This window comes from Devosia algicola (assembly GCF_028816455.1).
Classification (GTDB): Bacteria; Pseudomonadota; Alphaproteobacteria; order Rhizobiales; family Devosiaceae; genus Devosia; species Devosia algicola.
On record NZ_CP118246.1, the window covers coordinates 772,724 to 787,955 of the forward strand.

7 protein-coding genes and 5 pseudogenes are annotated in these 15,232 nt (G+C 55.9%); 4 read left to right on the plus strand and 8 right to left on the minus strand.

Annotated features, from left to right (window positions below; all coding sequences use genetic code 11):
* Positions 1-122: 122 nt before the first annotated feature.
* Both PSQ19_RS04095 and aspS read right to left on the minus strand, forming a co-directional pair.
* The gene (locus PSQ19_RS04095; RefSeq protein ID WP_282219728.1) at positions 123-1,724 is read right to left on the minus strand and encodes an EAL domain-containing protein; all 1,602 of its coding nucleotides are present in this window, start codon (positions 1,722-1,724) and stop codon (positions 123-125) included.
* A 169-nt stretch (positions 1,725-1,893) separates the two neighbouring features.
* Complete coding sequence (gene aspS, locus PSQ19_RS04100; protein WP_282219729.1) at positions 1,894-3,669, minus strand: aspartate--tRNA ligase; 1,776 nt, start codon at positions 3,667-3,669, stop codon at positions 1,894-1,896.
* Between the two features lie 210 nt (positions 3,670-3,879).
* On the opposite strand from aspS, the pseudogene rnd reads away from it, so the two are divergent.
* Positions 3,880-4,899: pseudogene (gene rnd, locus PSQ19_RS04105) on the plus strand (ribonuclease D); the annotation flags it as partial.
* 160 nt (positions 4,900-5,059) lie between these two features.
* Here rnd and PSQ19_RS19315 read toward each other — a convergent pair.
* From PSQ19_RS19315 to PSQ19_RS19675, 5 genes and pseudogenes are all read right to left on the minus strand, one after another.
* Positions 5,060-6,595, minus strand: coding sequence for a Ppx/GppA phosphatase family protein (locus PSQ19_RS19315; RefSeq protein ID WP_328517731.1), 1,536 nt, complete (start codon positions 6,593-6,595; stop codon positions 5,060-5,062).
* Positions 6,592-8,764, minus strand: a pseudogene (locus PSQ19_RS04115) (RNA degradosome polyphosphate kinase). Before PSQ19_RS04115 ends, PSQ19_RS19315 begins: the two are co-directional and overlap by 4 nt.
* Positions 8,765-8,886: 122 nt before the next feature.
* Positions 8,887-9,453, minus strand: a complete 567-nt coding sequence (locus tag PSQ19_RS04120) for a P-loop NTPase family protein (RefSeq protein WP_282219731.1) — start codon at positions 9,451-9,453, stop codon at positions 8,887-8,889.
* A gap of 52 nt (positions 9,454-9,505) precedes the next feature.
* Entirely contained in the window at positions 9,506-10,006 is a 501-nt protein-coding gene (locus PSQ19_RS04125; protein ID WP_282219732.1) for an AI-2E family transporter, read from the minus strand.
* A gap of 46 nt (positions 10,007-10,052) precedes the next feature.
* Positions 10,053-10,535: pseudogene (locus PSQ19_RS19675) on the minus strand (AI-2E family transporter); the annotation flags it as partial.
* Between PSQ19_RS19675 and PSQ19_RS04130 the strand changes: the two are divergent.
* From PSQ19_RS04130 to purN, 3 genes and pseudogenes are all read left to right on the plus strand, one after another.
* Positions 10,437-10,709, plus strand: a complete 273-nt coding sequence (locus PSQ19_RS04130; RefSeq protein ID WP_282219733.1) for a hypothetical protein — start codon at positions 10,437-10,439, stop codon at positions 10,707-10,709. The pseudogene PSQ19_RS19675 and the gene PSQ19_RS04130 sit on opposite strands and share 99 nt — an antisense overlap.
* Before the next feature lie 15 nt (positions 10,710-10,724).
* Positions 10,725-11,802, plus strand: a pseudogene (gene purM, locus PSQ19_RS04135) (phosphoribosylformylglycinamidine cyclo-ligase).
* A gap of 44 nt (positions 11,803-11,846) precedes the next feature.
* Positions 11,847-12,383, plus strand: coding sequence for a phosphoribosylglycinamide formyltransferase (gene purN, locus PSQ19_RS04140; protein ID WP_407649139.1), 537 nt, complete (start codon positions 11,847-11,849; stop codon positions 12,381-12,383).
* A 57-nt stretch (positions 12,384-12,440) separates the two neighbouring features.
* Here purN and gyrA read toward each other — a convergent pair.
* Positions 12,441-15,223, minus strand: a pseudogene (gene gyrA, locus PSQ19_RS04145) (DNA gyrase subunit A).
* Positions 15,224-15,232 lie beyond the last annotated feature (9 nt).

A 15,232-nucleotide genomic window follows, 5' to 3' on the forward strand; every position in this document is an offset into this window, starting at 1 on the left:
CAGATAACTCCTCCAACCGTTCCCCACACGCTACGACCGTGTCGATCAGCGCGCTGTAGTCCGTTCGTGCCACCAAATCATTCAGAAATAAAGGGCATGACGCAGTTCACCGGGCAAATCGGTTACGCTGCCTGCTCAATCACCGCGCCAATACGCTGTCTTGGTACCTGGGTAGCGTGCAGTGCCAGCGCCAACTCCTTGAAAGCGCCAACCTTAAGGGCTGGCGCAAATATGAAACCCTGTGCCTGCGTCACATCATGCGCACGCAGGTAAATCGCCTGCGCCTCGGTTTCGACTCCCTCGGCGACCACTTCGGTCCCCAGCCTGTGTGCCATGGTAATTAGGCCATCCAATACCGGCACCTGGGTTACACCGTCCTGGATCATGTTCACAAAAACCCGGTCAATTTTGATGATATCAACGCCAAGCGTCTGAATATACTCGAGGTTCGAGTGGCCCGTACCAACATCATCCATCGCCAGTCTGGCGCCCAGAGCATGCAATCCGGAAATAACACTCAGTGCCTGCGCCGAATTCGCCAATGGCCGCCGCTCGGTGATTTCAAACACCAATTGCCGAAAACCGACGTTTGAGCCACCGAATATGGCCTCTACGTCTTCGACAATTGATCCGTCGCGGAAATGCCCTTCAAACAAATTGATCGCAATTTTCATTGTCGGCATACGCAGGCAAATATCCTGCAGGTCCAGCTTAACCTGCTGCATCAGCGACAAGGTCATGGGGATCGCAAGACCCGTTACCTCGGCGTAGTCGATAAAGGCACCGGGAGGAACCACTTCCCCATTTCGCTTTTCCCAGCGACAGAGCACTTCGCACCCTTCCAACGCGCCGGTCTTCAAGTTGATCACGGGCTGGTAATACGGCTTCAACTCGCCTTTGGCGATTGCACGTTCAAGATCGAAGGCGGGTACTTTCGAGCGCCGAACATATTTCAACGCCAGGATCAGAAAACTGCCGCTCATAATACAGGCAATGATCGTAAAACCGACATCAAGGTCAGCATAACCCGCCCGCACGATGGCAAACGGTACCGCCGCCTCGGCGCGAAGCGGCAATACCCCCGCGAAGGACAAGCCCGACACAAACTCGGCGCTGGTGGTCCGGCGATCAAACGCCTGCGGGTCGCCAACAGTCAGAATTGGTGTGCCGTTGGTCAACACCACACGGATCATTGCCGCAGGTTGCAAGTCGGCGCCCAGTGTTTGGGTACCCTGCCCCAATAGCGGCATGAAAACCGAAATTCGACGACTCTGGCTGAAGGTCTGGGTAATTTTCAGCGCAGGCATCGATAAATCGCCAAGTTTGACGACGGTGATGGTTTCTGTGTGCCCTGGGACCGGCAGACTTTCCGAAATTGGCGAATAAATGACCTGTCGACCAAAGGCGTCGCAATATTGCACGCCGTCAGAATTCTCGACGAGCACCTGCTTCAAATTGAGACTATCGTCGATCTCCCGCTGCGCATTGGAAACGAATGTCGGCGTGCAGAGCGAGGGGCTGTCCGCAATTATGTTTCGTAACGACGCGATTGCGCTGTCTGTTGTTAACTCGATTTGATTGGTTATCGCGGTAACGGCCTGTTGCGTATTATTTTTTTCACGCTCGCGAACGTAGTTGTCCAGCAGGTAATCAACCCCGAATATAGGTAAGAACGCCAGGATGGCGCCCACCAACATCAGAATATGTGAGTATCTCCACTGCAAGCTACGAATCCATAATTCTTAAACCGTACTCTGTGAGTAGCAGTCAGCCTTTAATGGACTGTTAATGCTAGTTAAGCATCTCCCAACACCATATCGTCCTCATAAATGCCAAAAGGCAGGAGCTTTCACCCCTGCCCTTCAATAAGGATCGTGGCGCCGAATATGCGGTTTATTTGTCTTGTAGATTCAGTCTGATGTGTAATTCGCGGAGTTGGCGGGCTGATGCGGGCGTTGGCGCGCCCATCAACAAATCTTCAGCCTGTTGATTCATCGGAAATGCGGTGACTTCACGCAGGTTCTGCTCGTGGGTCAAAAGCATGACGATACGATCGACACCGGGCGCAATGCCACCATGCGGTGGAGCGCCATATTGCAGAGCACGAAGCATGCCCCCAAACTCGGTCTCCAGATCCGACGCTTTATAGCCAGCAATCTCGAATGCTTTGTACATGATGTCGGGGCGATGATTCCGGATGGCGCCGGAACTGAGTTCATAACCATTGCAGACCGAATCATACTGATAGGCCTTGATCGTAAGCGGATCCTGCGATTCCAACGCTTCCAGCCCGCCCTGTGGCATCGAAAACGGATTGTGCGAGAAATCTATTTTCTTCTCATCCTCGAGCCATTCAAACATTGGGAAGTCCACAATCCAGCAGAAAGCGAACTGCTCAAGATCCAGCAGGTTGAGATCCACGCCGACCTTGGTCCTTGCGTCGCCGGCAAACTTATAAAACTTGTCCGGGCGGCCGCAAACGAAAAATACCGCGTCCCCGTCCGACAGGTTCAACTGGTCCCGAATCGCAGCCGTTCTGTCTTCGCCGATGTTTTTTGCTATCGGTCCAGACCCCGCCCCATCCTTGAAGAATATATAGCCAAGTCCGGGCTGCCCCTCGCCCTGCGCCCAAGCGTTCATCCGGTCGCAAAACGCACGGCTGCCGCCGGTTGGCGCGGGTATGGCCCAGACCTCGACTTTGGGGTCGTTGGCAATCTGACCGGCAAATATCTTGAAACCAGAACCGGCAAACTGCTCGGTAACCGCCTGCATCTCAATGGGATTGCGCAGATCAGGCTTGTCAGTGCCAAATTTGCGGATGGCCTCGAGATAGGGTATGCGCGGGAAATCTTGCGTCACCCGCCACCCGTTGCCAAACTCTTCAAAAATGCCGCGCAGCACCGGCTCTATGGCCTGAAACACGTCCTCCTGCTCGACAAAGCTCATCTCGATATCAAGCTGGGTGAATTCTGCTGCTCGGTCGGCGCGCCCGTCTTCGTCTCGGAAACAGGTCGCAATCTGGAAATACCGATCGAAACCGGCAATCATCAGCAATTGTTTGAACAATTGGGGTGACTGAGGCAGGGCATAGAACTTTCCGGGATGCACCCGCGACGGCACCAGAAAATCGCGCGCGCCTTCCGGGCTCGACGCTGTCAGCATCGGGGTTTGATATTCCATGAACCCACGTTCAACCATGCGGTTACGCAGCGAAGAAATCACCTTGGAACGGGTAACGATATTTCTATGTAGCCGCTCACGACGCAGGTCGAGGAACCGATATTTAAGTCGGACGTCCTCTGGATAGTCCTGCTCACCGAATACTGGCAGCGGCAGTTCCACTGCTGAACCAAGCACTTCGAGGGATCGAACATAAACCTCGATCGCGCCGGTTGGCAGGTTTGGATTTACCGCATCCGCCGCCCGTGCCTTGACCTCGCCATCGATCTTTATAACCCACTCCGCGCGTACCTCTTCAGCATCCTTGAAGGCGGGTGAATCGGGATCAATTACGCATTGCGTAATCCCGTAGTGATCCCGAAGATCCATGAATAGTAGTCCGCCATGGTCGCGTATGCGATGCACCCAGCCGCTGAGCCGTACTGTCTCTCCTGCGTTTTCGGCACTCAGCGCCGCGCAGGTATGGGATCGATAGGGATGATTTGTCATGGCGAAACCGTTGAAATATGGCCGAAAGCTTGGCCGGGAAAAACGCATGGGCAGCATTGCTTGTCAAGCATTGCGGCCTCTGCGCCCACCCATATCACGGATACACGCCTAACCAACTCGCATTCCATGACAAATCGCTTCTGGAGTACGGTGGCCTCACCTGATAGTAACACTAAAGCAAATATTGGGACGGACGCCCGCATGGAATTGATGACAACGACCGACGCGCTGGTGGCATTTTGCGACCAAGCTGCCAAGTTTGATTTCGTTACGGTTGACACAGAATTCTTGCGAGAAACCACCTATTGGCCAAAGCTTTGCCTGATACAGGCGGCGACCGATGATGAAGTGGTGTTGATCGATCCGCTATCACCGACCATGGACCTTTCGCCCTTTTTTGCGCTTCTGTCCAATCCGAACGTGGCTAAGGTTTTCCACGCGGCCCGCCAGGACATTGAAATATTTGTTAAACTGACCGGCAGCGTGCCGCTCAATATTTTCGATACACAGGTTGCGGCCAGCGTCTGTGGTTTTGGCGACAGCGTATCGTACGACAATCTGGTGCGCTCGATAACGTCTGTCACACTGGATAAGTCATCGCGATTTACCGATTGGTCCGCCCGCCCTCTGTCCGAAAAGCAACGGCTGTATGCGGCTGCGGACGTAACTCACCTTCGCGACGTCTATCGGGAACTGCGTACGCAGGTCGCCGCAACGCGTCGCTCGGGTTGGGTCGACGACGAATTGACGGTGTTGCGAAGCATAGACACTTATGTTGTCCAGCCTGACCGGGCATGGGAACGGCTAAAGCTGAAGATCAATCGCCCCCGCGATCTGGCAGCCCTCAAAGTACTCGCGGCGTGGCGCGAAAAACGCGCTCAAGATAGCGACCAGCCACGCAGCCGCATTTTGAAAGACGATGTCCTGTTTGAATTGTCGATGCAGCGGCCACTAAATCCCGACGCGTTTGAACGTCTGCGCGCCGTGCCACGCGGTTTCGGGCGCAGCGCCGCCGCGTCCGAAATAATTGGACTGCTCAAGACTGTCGAAGACATCAGCAAGGAAGACTTGCCAAAACTGCCAGAGCGTTATCGTGGTCCATCGCCCAAGGGCGCCATCGGGGATCTGGTTCGCGTATTGCTCAAATCAGTCGCTGAACAGAACGGCGTTGCTGCCCGCATAATTGCGACATCCGACGACATCGACGCACTTGTCCTTGACGACGAGGCCGATGTTGCCCCTCTGCGGGGGTGGCGACGCAAGGCTCTTTGGCGAAAAAGGCTCTGGCCATTAAGCATGGCCGAATTGGCTTGTGTGCCACGCGCAAGGGCATTGTCGAATTTGAGATCGAGCCTGACGTGGTTGCCCAGGACGCCGCCGCCGAATAGCGTTAGATTGCCACCTGAACCGAGGTTTGCTTGTAGCCCGACACGCCCCCGAACTGGTCAAGACGGTTGCGCAGATGTTCGCCGTCAAGAAACACCAGATCAGCCGGCAGCAACAGGACCAACACTCCAGCCTGCACGTCAAATTTGATCCGTGGCAGAATTCCAGGCATTGCCGCCGACATTGGATAGGCGACGCGAAACAGCGCGCCGATCAATCGTGCTCTGGCGTTTCCCGCATCACCAGCCAGTTCCTGCAATGGCCCAGCGCCAATCTTGTTCTTTACCCCGCCATATCGCACGGCAATTGCCTGCGCCAGAAAAGCACGACCGGGATGGTCTATGCCAATGAGCGATCCATAGGCTATGGCATCAACACTTTGCGGACCGCGATAATCCGGATGCGCGCGCCAGCCAAGATCGGCCAGTAAGCAAGAGACCTCGCGCAACCGTCGTTCGCCCTCGCTTTCCTCGATGCCCGAAACCCCAATAAATTGGCTTGTGAAGGTCATTAAGTCACTAGCATGTGCGGGCGAACGAGAACGCAACACTGACAACTCCTCGGACGCTTGAAGGAGGGGGTCAACGGCCTGTTCGCGCTTGTCCAGCATGCCGAACAGATATCCCTCCCGCACGCCGAGTGCGGAGAATACGACATTGTCGAATTTGCCGCGCTTGAGTAATTCTCCCAGTACAGCGGCACCATATGGCACCAGGTCGCGACGCGAGGAGCTGACATTCTCAGAACCGGTATAGGACTTGCCGCCCTCGATAATTTCGGCACAAAGCGATTTCATATCATTCGCCGGCACCGAATAGTGCTGCACCATATGCAGGGGATAGCCGCGTAAAACCTGATGCAGTTTGGCCAGCGACCGCCAGGTGCCGCCAATTGCACAAAACCTGCCGCCAACGCTTTCCACATCGAGTTTGGAGCGTTTCAAGCGATCGCGCACGATGTCGGCTGCCTTGCTTGGCGACCTGTCGCTATCATCTTGTAACCGGATAACCCCGAGTTCGTGGGTTTCACCATTGGTGTCGGTTCGGTCCGCAATGGTGGAAAGTTCAAGACTGCCGCCGCCGAGATCACCGATAAGGCCGCTAAATTCTGGAATACCGGCGACAACGCCCAAGGCAGCAAAATGCGCCTCCTGCTCACCACTGAGCACATTGACGGGGTTGTCCATGATGGCCTCAACCTCGGCAACGAACGCATCGCGATTTGTCGCTTCCCTGACGGCGGATGTCGCCAGAACATGAACCTTGCCGACGCGCATCAACCGCACCACCAGTGCAAAGCGCTTAATGGCAGTGAGCGCGCGCTCCATATTGTCGTCGGCAAGTTTGCCACTGGTAGCCATGCCGCGCCCAAGCGCGCAGGCCGCCTTTTCATTGTAGAGCGGCGTCAATGATCTTGCATGCCGCTCATAGACAACGAGTCGAACGGAGTTGGACCCGATGTCGAGCACGGCTACGGGCTTGGCGCCCTTAATCCGCCCCTGCGCGGTGGGATCGGCGTCTACGCCCCAGAACTGGTTCAATCGATGCCCTCATCACCCTCCCGAGCACCGGCGCTGCCGCGCCCCGACAAGGAGGGGTTGGTCATAAAGTAATCGTGCGCATTGAATGGCTCGTCGCCATCCATGATCCGAACACGATGCGAACTACCATCCGGCAACACCTCCCAGCTTTGCTGGTTGTCACGCAAATAGGCACCTAGGATGCGATCAAGAATCTGCTTGTGCACCGTCGAGTTCAGGATTGGTACCATCACTTCAACCCGGCCGTCCAGATTGCGTCCCATGAGATCCGCGGAGGATATATAGACGCGCGCGCTTGGCGATGGCATCACTTCACCATTGCCAAAGCAATAAATCCGGCTGTGCTCAAGAAAGCGCCCCACTACCGATTTGACACGAATATTGTCTGAAAAACCAGGAATGCCAGGTCGCAGACAACAAATGCCCCGCACGATGAGATCAACTTTGACGCCAACCTGACTTGCATCATAAAGCGCATCGATCAGCTGCGGATCCACCAGCGAGTTCATCTTCAAAAGGATCCAGGCTGGTCGGCCTTCCCGTGCAAAATCAGTTTCCCGCTGAATGTTGTCGATCAGCGTGTCGCGCAAATTGACCGGCGACACGGCAATCGTCTCAAGTTCCGTGGGCCGGGCATATCCGGTGATGAAGTTGAACACGCGCGCAACGTCCCGGGTAATCGAGGGATCAATGGTGAAATAGCTGAGATCGGTGTAAATCTTGGCGGTAATCGGGTGATAGTTGCCAGTACCTATGTGGCAATAGCTGACCAGCTTGCCCTTTTCGCGTCGAACGACCTGACTGAGCTTGGCATGTGTTTTGAGTTCAATGAACCCGAAAACAACTTGCGCGCCAGCCCTTTCCAGATCGCGCGCCCAACGAATGTTGGCCTCCTCGTCGAACCGTGCCTTGAGACTCAACCAGACACGTTACCGACTTGCCTGCCTCGGCCGCCATCACCAGCGCCTTGATAATCGGGCTATCGGCGGACGTGCGATAAAGCGTTTGCTTGATTGCCACGACATCAGGGTCACGGGCCGCCTGCATCAGGAATTGCGCCACCACATCGAATGTTTCAAACGGGTGGTGCACAAGTATGTCCTTCGCGCGGATCGCGGCGAAACAATCACCATTGTGATCGCGTATCCGCTCGGGGAAGCGCGCATGGTAGGGCGTGAATTTGAGGTCCGGACGGTCGATGTCGCAAATTTTGCGGGCGTCCGAGAGGCCAAGAAATCCCTGCACCTCAAATATATCATCATCCTTGACGCTCAATTTCTCGCTGATCTGGCGCTTTAGGGCCCTTGGCATCGAGCTTTCTACTTCCAGACGAATTACCTGACCGCGACGCCGCTGCCGCAACGCGCTTTCAAATTCCACCACAAGATCGGCGGCCTCGTCATCGATTTCGATTTCACTGTCGCGGATAACCCGGAACGCGCCGGAGCCGACAACTTCGTGGCCAGGGAACATCTTGTGAAAGAATATCTTGACCAGCGTATCAATGGTGACGACTTCGGAACGTCCCTCCGATACCAGGGTTGAGGGCAGGTTGATAAACCGATCAAGATTGCTCGGCAGGCGCACCAAGGCCGTCAAAGGCGTGTCCCCATCGGGGCGACTTAGCTCAAATGCCAGAGCCAGCCCGAGATTGGGTATGAACGGAAAAGGATGCGCTGGATCAACAGCGATTGGCGTCAGAACCGGAAATATTTCCTCGCGAAACAGTTTTTGCAGATAGTTGACCTGGTCGACGTCTAAATCGTCGGCTTCATGGATGACCACATTTTGTTCGAACAGAGCCTCCCGCACTGTCTGCCACTGGTCTTGCTGCTCAAGCTGCAAGTGTTGCGCCAGCGTAGCAATCTCTTCGATCTGCTCTGATGGCGTTAGGCCATCAGCACTAAGCTTGGTCAAGCCGGCCCGCATCTGTCCTTTGAGCCCCGCAACCCGCACCATGAAGAATTCGTCGAGATTGTTGGCTGAAATCGAAACGAAACGAAGTCGCTCCAGCAGTGGATGGGCTTCGTTACTGGCTTCTTCCAGCACTCGCATATTGAACTGAAGCCAGCTGACCTCTCGATTGACAAAGCGAGCGGGACTGGAGCGTAACGCCTGTGCATCAGGGCCGTTGGCATCTGCCTCTTCAAATTCGCTCATATCATTCATCGTTTCCACCTTCAATATCGCCAGGCGTTTCGCCACGTTCTCGTTGACGGCGCGCCAGCGCTTTTGCGGCAATGCTGCGGGTGATCGCACTTTTTTCCGCCAGTGCCAGACGATCCATCAAATCAACGAGCGTGGCTACTTCTTCTGTAGAACGCTCCATTCGCGCCACGACATAGCGCACGATCTCGGGGGTCAACCTTCACCTGGCGGTCGGCGAACAGTTTTACCAACATCTGTGACAACTGAATGTCATCGGTGATCGAAACATTGAACAATGTCGCGCGACGTGCCCTTGAGCGCACGTCGTCGGTTTGGAAAGGCCAGATCGCAACGTCCGTGCGCGCTGTCATCAGCAACGCCCGCTGGTCCCGCAACGACTGATTCAACAGATGGAACAGCGACGTTTCCTCATAGTCACCGCTATCAATGTTCTCAATCACCAACGGAAACGCACCGCCCGAAGTAGCAATTTTTGCCAATTGGCCGGGAGTCGCCAGCGCTGCACCGCTCCGGTCAGCGAATATGCGCGCCAGATGCGACTTTCCCGACTGCGGCGGCCCCACGATTACGGTGAACGGGTCACCCCATCCCGGAAAGTCCATAACGCGGTCATAGGCCAGTTGGTTACCTTCACCCACCAGAAAATCTGATGCAGCCAGCGCCGGCGTGTGTGCGAAATCAAGCGCCATTTGGCCACGCGACCCAATAGGCGGATTTTGGCTCGAGTCTCATGGGTTGATCTTACACCGGATCGCCGCCCGTACCACCATTGTGGCCGAGATAAAGCGTGCTCGATTTATATTTGGCGACACCAAACCTGATCAATACTGCGCCAATCGCCGCCAACGGTACGGCCAATAGCAAGCCGACAAATCCAAACAGCGCACCAAATGCCAGCAATGCAAACATTAGCCAGACTGGATTGATATTGATGCTCGACCCGACCAGCTTGGGATAGAGCACATTGCCTTCGATGAACTGGCCAATCATGTAGATGGCGAACACCACGGCAATCAAAACCCAATTGTCGCCGAACTGCACAACGGCGATACCCATTGAGAGGCCAAAGCCCAAGGTAAACCCCAGAAACGGCACAAAGCTTAGAAAGCCTGCAATCAGCCCAATTGCCAGACCAAAATTCAAGCCGACAAGGCTCAAGGCCGTCGCATAATAGGCCATGTCGATCAATACGACGCCGCCCTGCCCTCTGATCACGCCCGCCATCGAGGCTATTGATATCACCGAGGATCTCATTGATTTCGCTTCGATGGTCGCGCGGCAACAGACCCTGCAACCCCCGCACCATGCCTTCCCAGTCCAGCAGCAGGTAAAATGCCACGACGGGGGTAAAGATGGCAAAACCTATGGCGCTGATAACAGTCATACCGCTGGAGACAATTTCGCCCGACACCACCGCCACAATCCCAACCATGCGACCGAGCAGGTCGGTAACGGTCGCTTCAACCTGCGCAGCCCTCTCAGGGCCAAGCCATTGGTTTAGCTCCGGCGCCCAACGCCGCGCCAATGCTTGCAGATCCGCTGCATAGCCTGGCAGGCGTTGCAATAGACCAACCACCTGCTGTGCTACCAGCGGAACCACCATAAAAAACAGTCCCAGAATAATGGTAATGACGCTAAGCAGCACAACCGCCGTTGCCCAGCCGCGGCTAAAATGCCAGCGCTGCAATTGATTAACGAGTGGATTGAGCAAATAGGCCAGCGCCGCCCCAACGACGAACGGCAGCAGGATGCCCCGGAACAGCCAAAGCATCAGGCTCAACGCAACGGTGAAGGCTATCCAGATCAGTACCTGATTTCGCAATGTCATACGGCGGGCGACCCTTGCGTCACAATGGCGGAAAAGCTATCAGGCCTGTTACCGGTCGGCGCCAAAAAGTTCAACTGCTTTGGTGCTCCCGTTCCATTCAAACCGTGTTATCAATAGTTGGCAGCGAGGCCCATGTCCGACAAACAAAACCTGCCATCAAACGGACTGTCATACAAGCAGGCTGGCGTCGATATTGACGCAGGCAACGCCTTGGTTGAAGCCATCAAACCTGCTGTGCGCTCAACCCGTCGTACTGGGGCCGATGGCGAGATCGGCGGATTTGGCGGCCTATTCGACCTGAAGGCCGCCGGTTTTACCGATCCGGTGCTGGTCGCGGCAAACGATGGCGTCGGAACCAAGCTTAAAATTGCAATCGAAACGGGTAGCCACGGCACGATTGGCATTGATCTGGTCGCCATGTGCGTCAACGACATTATCGTTCAGGGCGCCGAACCACTGTTTTTCCTCGATTATCTGGCGACGGGGCAGTTGGACGTCACTCAGGCGACCGCCATTGTGGAGGGTATTGCCGAAGGCTGCCGACAGGCGGGATGTGCGCTGATCGGCGGAGAAACTGCCGAAATGCCCGGAATGTACCACGGCAAGGACTATGATTTGGCGGGCTTTGCTGTTGGTGCAGCCGAGCGCGGAACGCTATTGCCACGCAAAGACATTGCCGCAGGCGATATGCTGGTCGCCTTGGCCTCGTCCGGAGTGCACTCAAATGGCTATTCGTTGGTACGCAAGATTGTTGAAGTGTCCGGCGTCGACTGGTTCATGGACGCGCCCTTTGCTGCCGGACAGTCGCTATCCGAAGCGTTGCTCACGCCGACCCGGATATATGTGCGGCCGCTGCTGGAGGCACTCAAATCCGGCATTTCGATCAAGGCCCTTGCCCATATTACCGGCGGTGGATTTATCGACAATATACCGCGGGTGCTGCCTGATGACCTGACGGCCCATGTCGACCTGAGCGCAATTGGCGTACCTAAAGTTTTTGGGTGGCTGTCGCGGAGTGGCGGTATGAGCCAGCGTGAAATGCTGCGCACCTTCAACTGCGGCGTTGGCATGCTGGTTGCCGTTGCAGCTAAGGATGCCGCCAAATTGGTCGATCAGGCTCGATGCAGCGGGTGAAACAGCCACTATTGTAGGTAAGCTGACCGCACGAACTGGCGACGCCGTAACCTTTGATGGCGCACTCGCATTGTGAGCAAGAAGCGCGTCGCCATTTTGATTTCGGGGCGCGGGTCGAACATGACAGCGCTTATCGATGCGTGTCGACTGCCCGATTATCCAGCCGAGATCGTCGGCGTCGGCTCCAATCGAGCGACGGCACCAGGTCTCGAAATCGCATCCGCTCGTGGTCTTGAGACTTTCTCGCTGGCCCAAAGTCAGTTCGTGGATCGCGACGCATTTGACGCCGCGCTCACCCAAAAGCTCGACGCCTGGAACGTCGACATCATTTGCCTCGCGGGCTTCATGCGCATATTGACGCCCGATTTCACCGTGCGCTGGGCTGGCCGTCTGATCAACATCCACCCCTCATTGCTGCCGCTATATCGAGGACTTGACACCCACGCGCGCGCATTGGCGGACGGTGCCAGGGTTCATGGTTGTACGGTACATTTTGTGACGCCGGACCTCGACGAGGGCCCCACCATCATGCAGGCACAAGTGCCCGTGTTGCCGGGCGACACGCCCGACACACTGGCGACACGTATCCTCGTGGAGGAACATCGAATTTATCCTGAGGCGCTTTGTCTTCTGGCGTCGGGCACCCTGAAGTACTAGACGCCGGTCGTTGGTGCGGAACGTTCGCGCCCAATTTGGGACCCGAATTTCCTGTCTTTATTCGGCTGTCGGATCGTCAGGCGTATCGGCACTACCCTCATCTACGCCTGTCTCGTCCTCGTCTTCCTCTTCCGGCTCGCTGATCCGTTCGACCGAAACAACCTTTTCGCCTTCGGCGGTGTCAAAGACGATAACGCCCTGTGAGCCGCGGGAAACAATACGGATTGGCTTCTTGCCCTCCACCGGCATGCGGGTCATTTGCCCCGCATCGGTCACCAGCATTATTTGGTCTTCCGGCGATACCGGGAACGAGGCGATCAACGCCCCGTTTCGCTTGTTAACCGCCATGGCAACAATGCCTTTGCCGCCGCGTCCGGTAATCCGGTACTCATGGCTCGAGGTCCGCTTGCCGTATCCATTTTCGGAAATCGTCAGAATGAATTGCTCTGCGGCGCTCATCGCTGCGTAGCGTTCCTGGCTCAACTCGCCCGCGACAATGTCGTCGGTCTCATCAGTTGAGGTTTCTTCATTCTCCGCCTCGCCGCGCACGGCACGACTCATCTTGAGATAAGCGGATCGTTCTTCAGATACCGCCTCGAAATGGTGCAGAATCGCCATCGAGATGATGCTGTCGCCACTAGCGAGGCTGGATCCCTCGTACGCCCATCGAGATCGCGTCCCTTGAAGACGCGAACATCGCCAACTTGGAAGCGGATGGCCTGACCAAGCGCAGTCGTCAACAAGACATCATCGTTTGCCGAGCAGGTATCGACACCAACGATGCCATCACCGTCGTCCAGCTTCATGGCAATTTTGCCGTTCTGGCGAACTTCAACAAAGTCCGCCAGCGAGTTGCGGCGCACCGTACCACGCGTGGTGGCAAACATGATATCGAGGTCCGACCAACTGCTCTCGTCCTCCGGCAGCGGCATGATGGAGGTAATCCGTTCGCCCTGCTCCAGCGGTAACATGTTGATCAGCGCCTTGCCGCGAGCCTGTGGCGCAGCAATGGGCAGGCGCCAGACCTTTAGCTTGTAGACAATACCGCGCGAGGTAAAAAACAACACTGGCGTATGAGTATTGGCAACAAAAAGGCGCGATACGAAATCCTCGTCCCGCGTCGCCATGCCGGATCGGCCTTTGCCACCGCGATTCTGCGCGCGGTAGGTCGATAGCGGTACCCGCTTGATGTAGCCACCATGGGTCACGGTAACCACCATATCCTCGCGTGCGATCAGATCTTCGTCATCAAAATCGGCGGCACTATCAGTGATTTCGGTTCTGCGCGGCACGGCGAATTGATCTTTTATCGCCGTCAACTCGTCGCGGATAATGCTGACAACCCGCTCGCGTGATCGCAATATTTCGAGATAATCGGCTATTTCAACACCAAGGCCGTTGAGTTCCTCGCCAATTTCGTCGCGTCCTAAAGCAGTCAAACGGGCAAGACGCAATTCCAGGATCGCACGCGCCTGTTCTTCGGACAGATTGAAGGTGCCATCATCATTTATCCGATGGCGCGGATCGTCGATCAGAGCGATAAGCGGCGCCACATCATGGGCTGGCCAGTGCCGTGTCATCAGTTGTTCACGTGCCGTCGCTGGATCGGGAGCCGTGCGGATCAGCGCAATGACTTCATCGATATTGGCAACTGCAACGCCGAGCCCAACCAAAATGTGAGCACGATCACGCGCCTTGTTCAGCAGGAACCGCGCCCGCCGGGTCACAACTTCTTCGCGGAACGCAACAAACGCCGTCAATATTTCCCGCAAATTCATCAGCTGCGGCTTGCCGCCGTTAAGCGCCACGAAGTTGCACCCGAATGAGGACTGCAGCGGGGTAAAGCGATAAAGCTGGTTCAGCACGACGTCGGGCAGCGCATCGCGTTTGATTTCGACGACCACCCGCATACCGTTCCGGTCGCTCTCATCGCGCATGTCCGCGATACCTTCGATACGTTTTTCACGCACCAGTTCAGCGATCTTTTCTACCATCGAGGCTTTGTTTACCTGATAGGGAATTTCGCTGATGATCAGCGCTTCGCGCTCCTTGCGCACCTCTTCAATAATAACACGACCGCGCATCATTACTGATCCGCGGCCCGTTTCGTACGCCGAACGAATGCCATGCCGCCCAAGGATCAGACCCGCTGTAGGGAAGTCAGGTCCAGGCAACACTTCCATGAGTTCGTCGACCGTAACATCTGGATTGTCGATAAACAGCAGCGTGGCATCGATGACTTCGCCCAGATTATGCGTCGGGATATTGGTTGCCATGCCGACAGCGATGCCGCCACCGCCATTGACCAGCATATTGGGGAATCGCGCCGGCAAAACCACGGGTTCTTTCTCCGAACCATCGTAGTTCTCGCGGAAATTGACCGTGTCCTTATCCAGATCGTCCAGCAGCGCGTTGGTAACCCGCTGCATGCGCACTTCAGTATAGCGCATTGCCGCCGGCATATCGCCGTCGACCGATCCAAAGTTGCCCTGCCCGTCAATGAGCAGCAGACCCATGGAAAAATCCTGCGCCATGCGCACAAGGGCCATGTAGACCGACTGATCACCATGAGGGTGATATTTACCTATGACATCGCCCACTACGCGGGCCGACTTTCTATAGGCCTTATTCCACTCGTAGCCGTTCTCGCCCATGGAAAACAGGATGCGGCGATGCACCGGTTTCAATCCGTCGCGCACATCTGGCAGCGCCCGGCTCACGATCACGCTCATGGCGTAATCGAGATAGGATTTGCGCATTTCCTCGGTAATGGAAATGTTCTCGATATCGGAAGGCGATGAACCGCTTCCGGCTTCTGGCTGATCTGTCACTGGGCTGATTCTTGGTTG

Excerpts from the sequence above, each read along its gene's own strand:
- aspS (WP_282219729.1), bottom strand. The coding sequence starts at position 3,669 with ATGACAAATCATCCCTATCGATCCCATACCTGCGCGGCGCTGAGTGCC.
- PSQ19_RS04120 (WP_282219731.1), bottom strand. The coding sequence starts at position 9,453 with ATGGCGCTTGATTTCGCACACACGCCGGCGCTGGCTGCATCAGATTTT.
- PSQ19_RS04130 (WP_282219733.1), top strand. The coding sequence starts at position 10,437 with ATGCCAGCGCTGCAATTGATTAACGAGTGGATTGAGCAAATAGGCCAG.
- purN (WP_407649139.1), top strand. The coding sequence starts at position 11,847 with ATGACAGCGCTTATCGATGCGTGTCGACTGCCCGATTATCCAGCCGAG.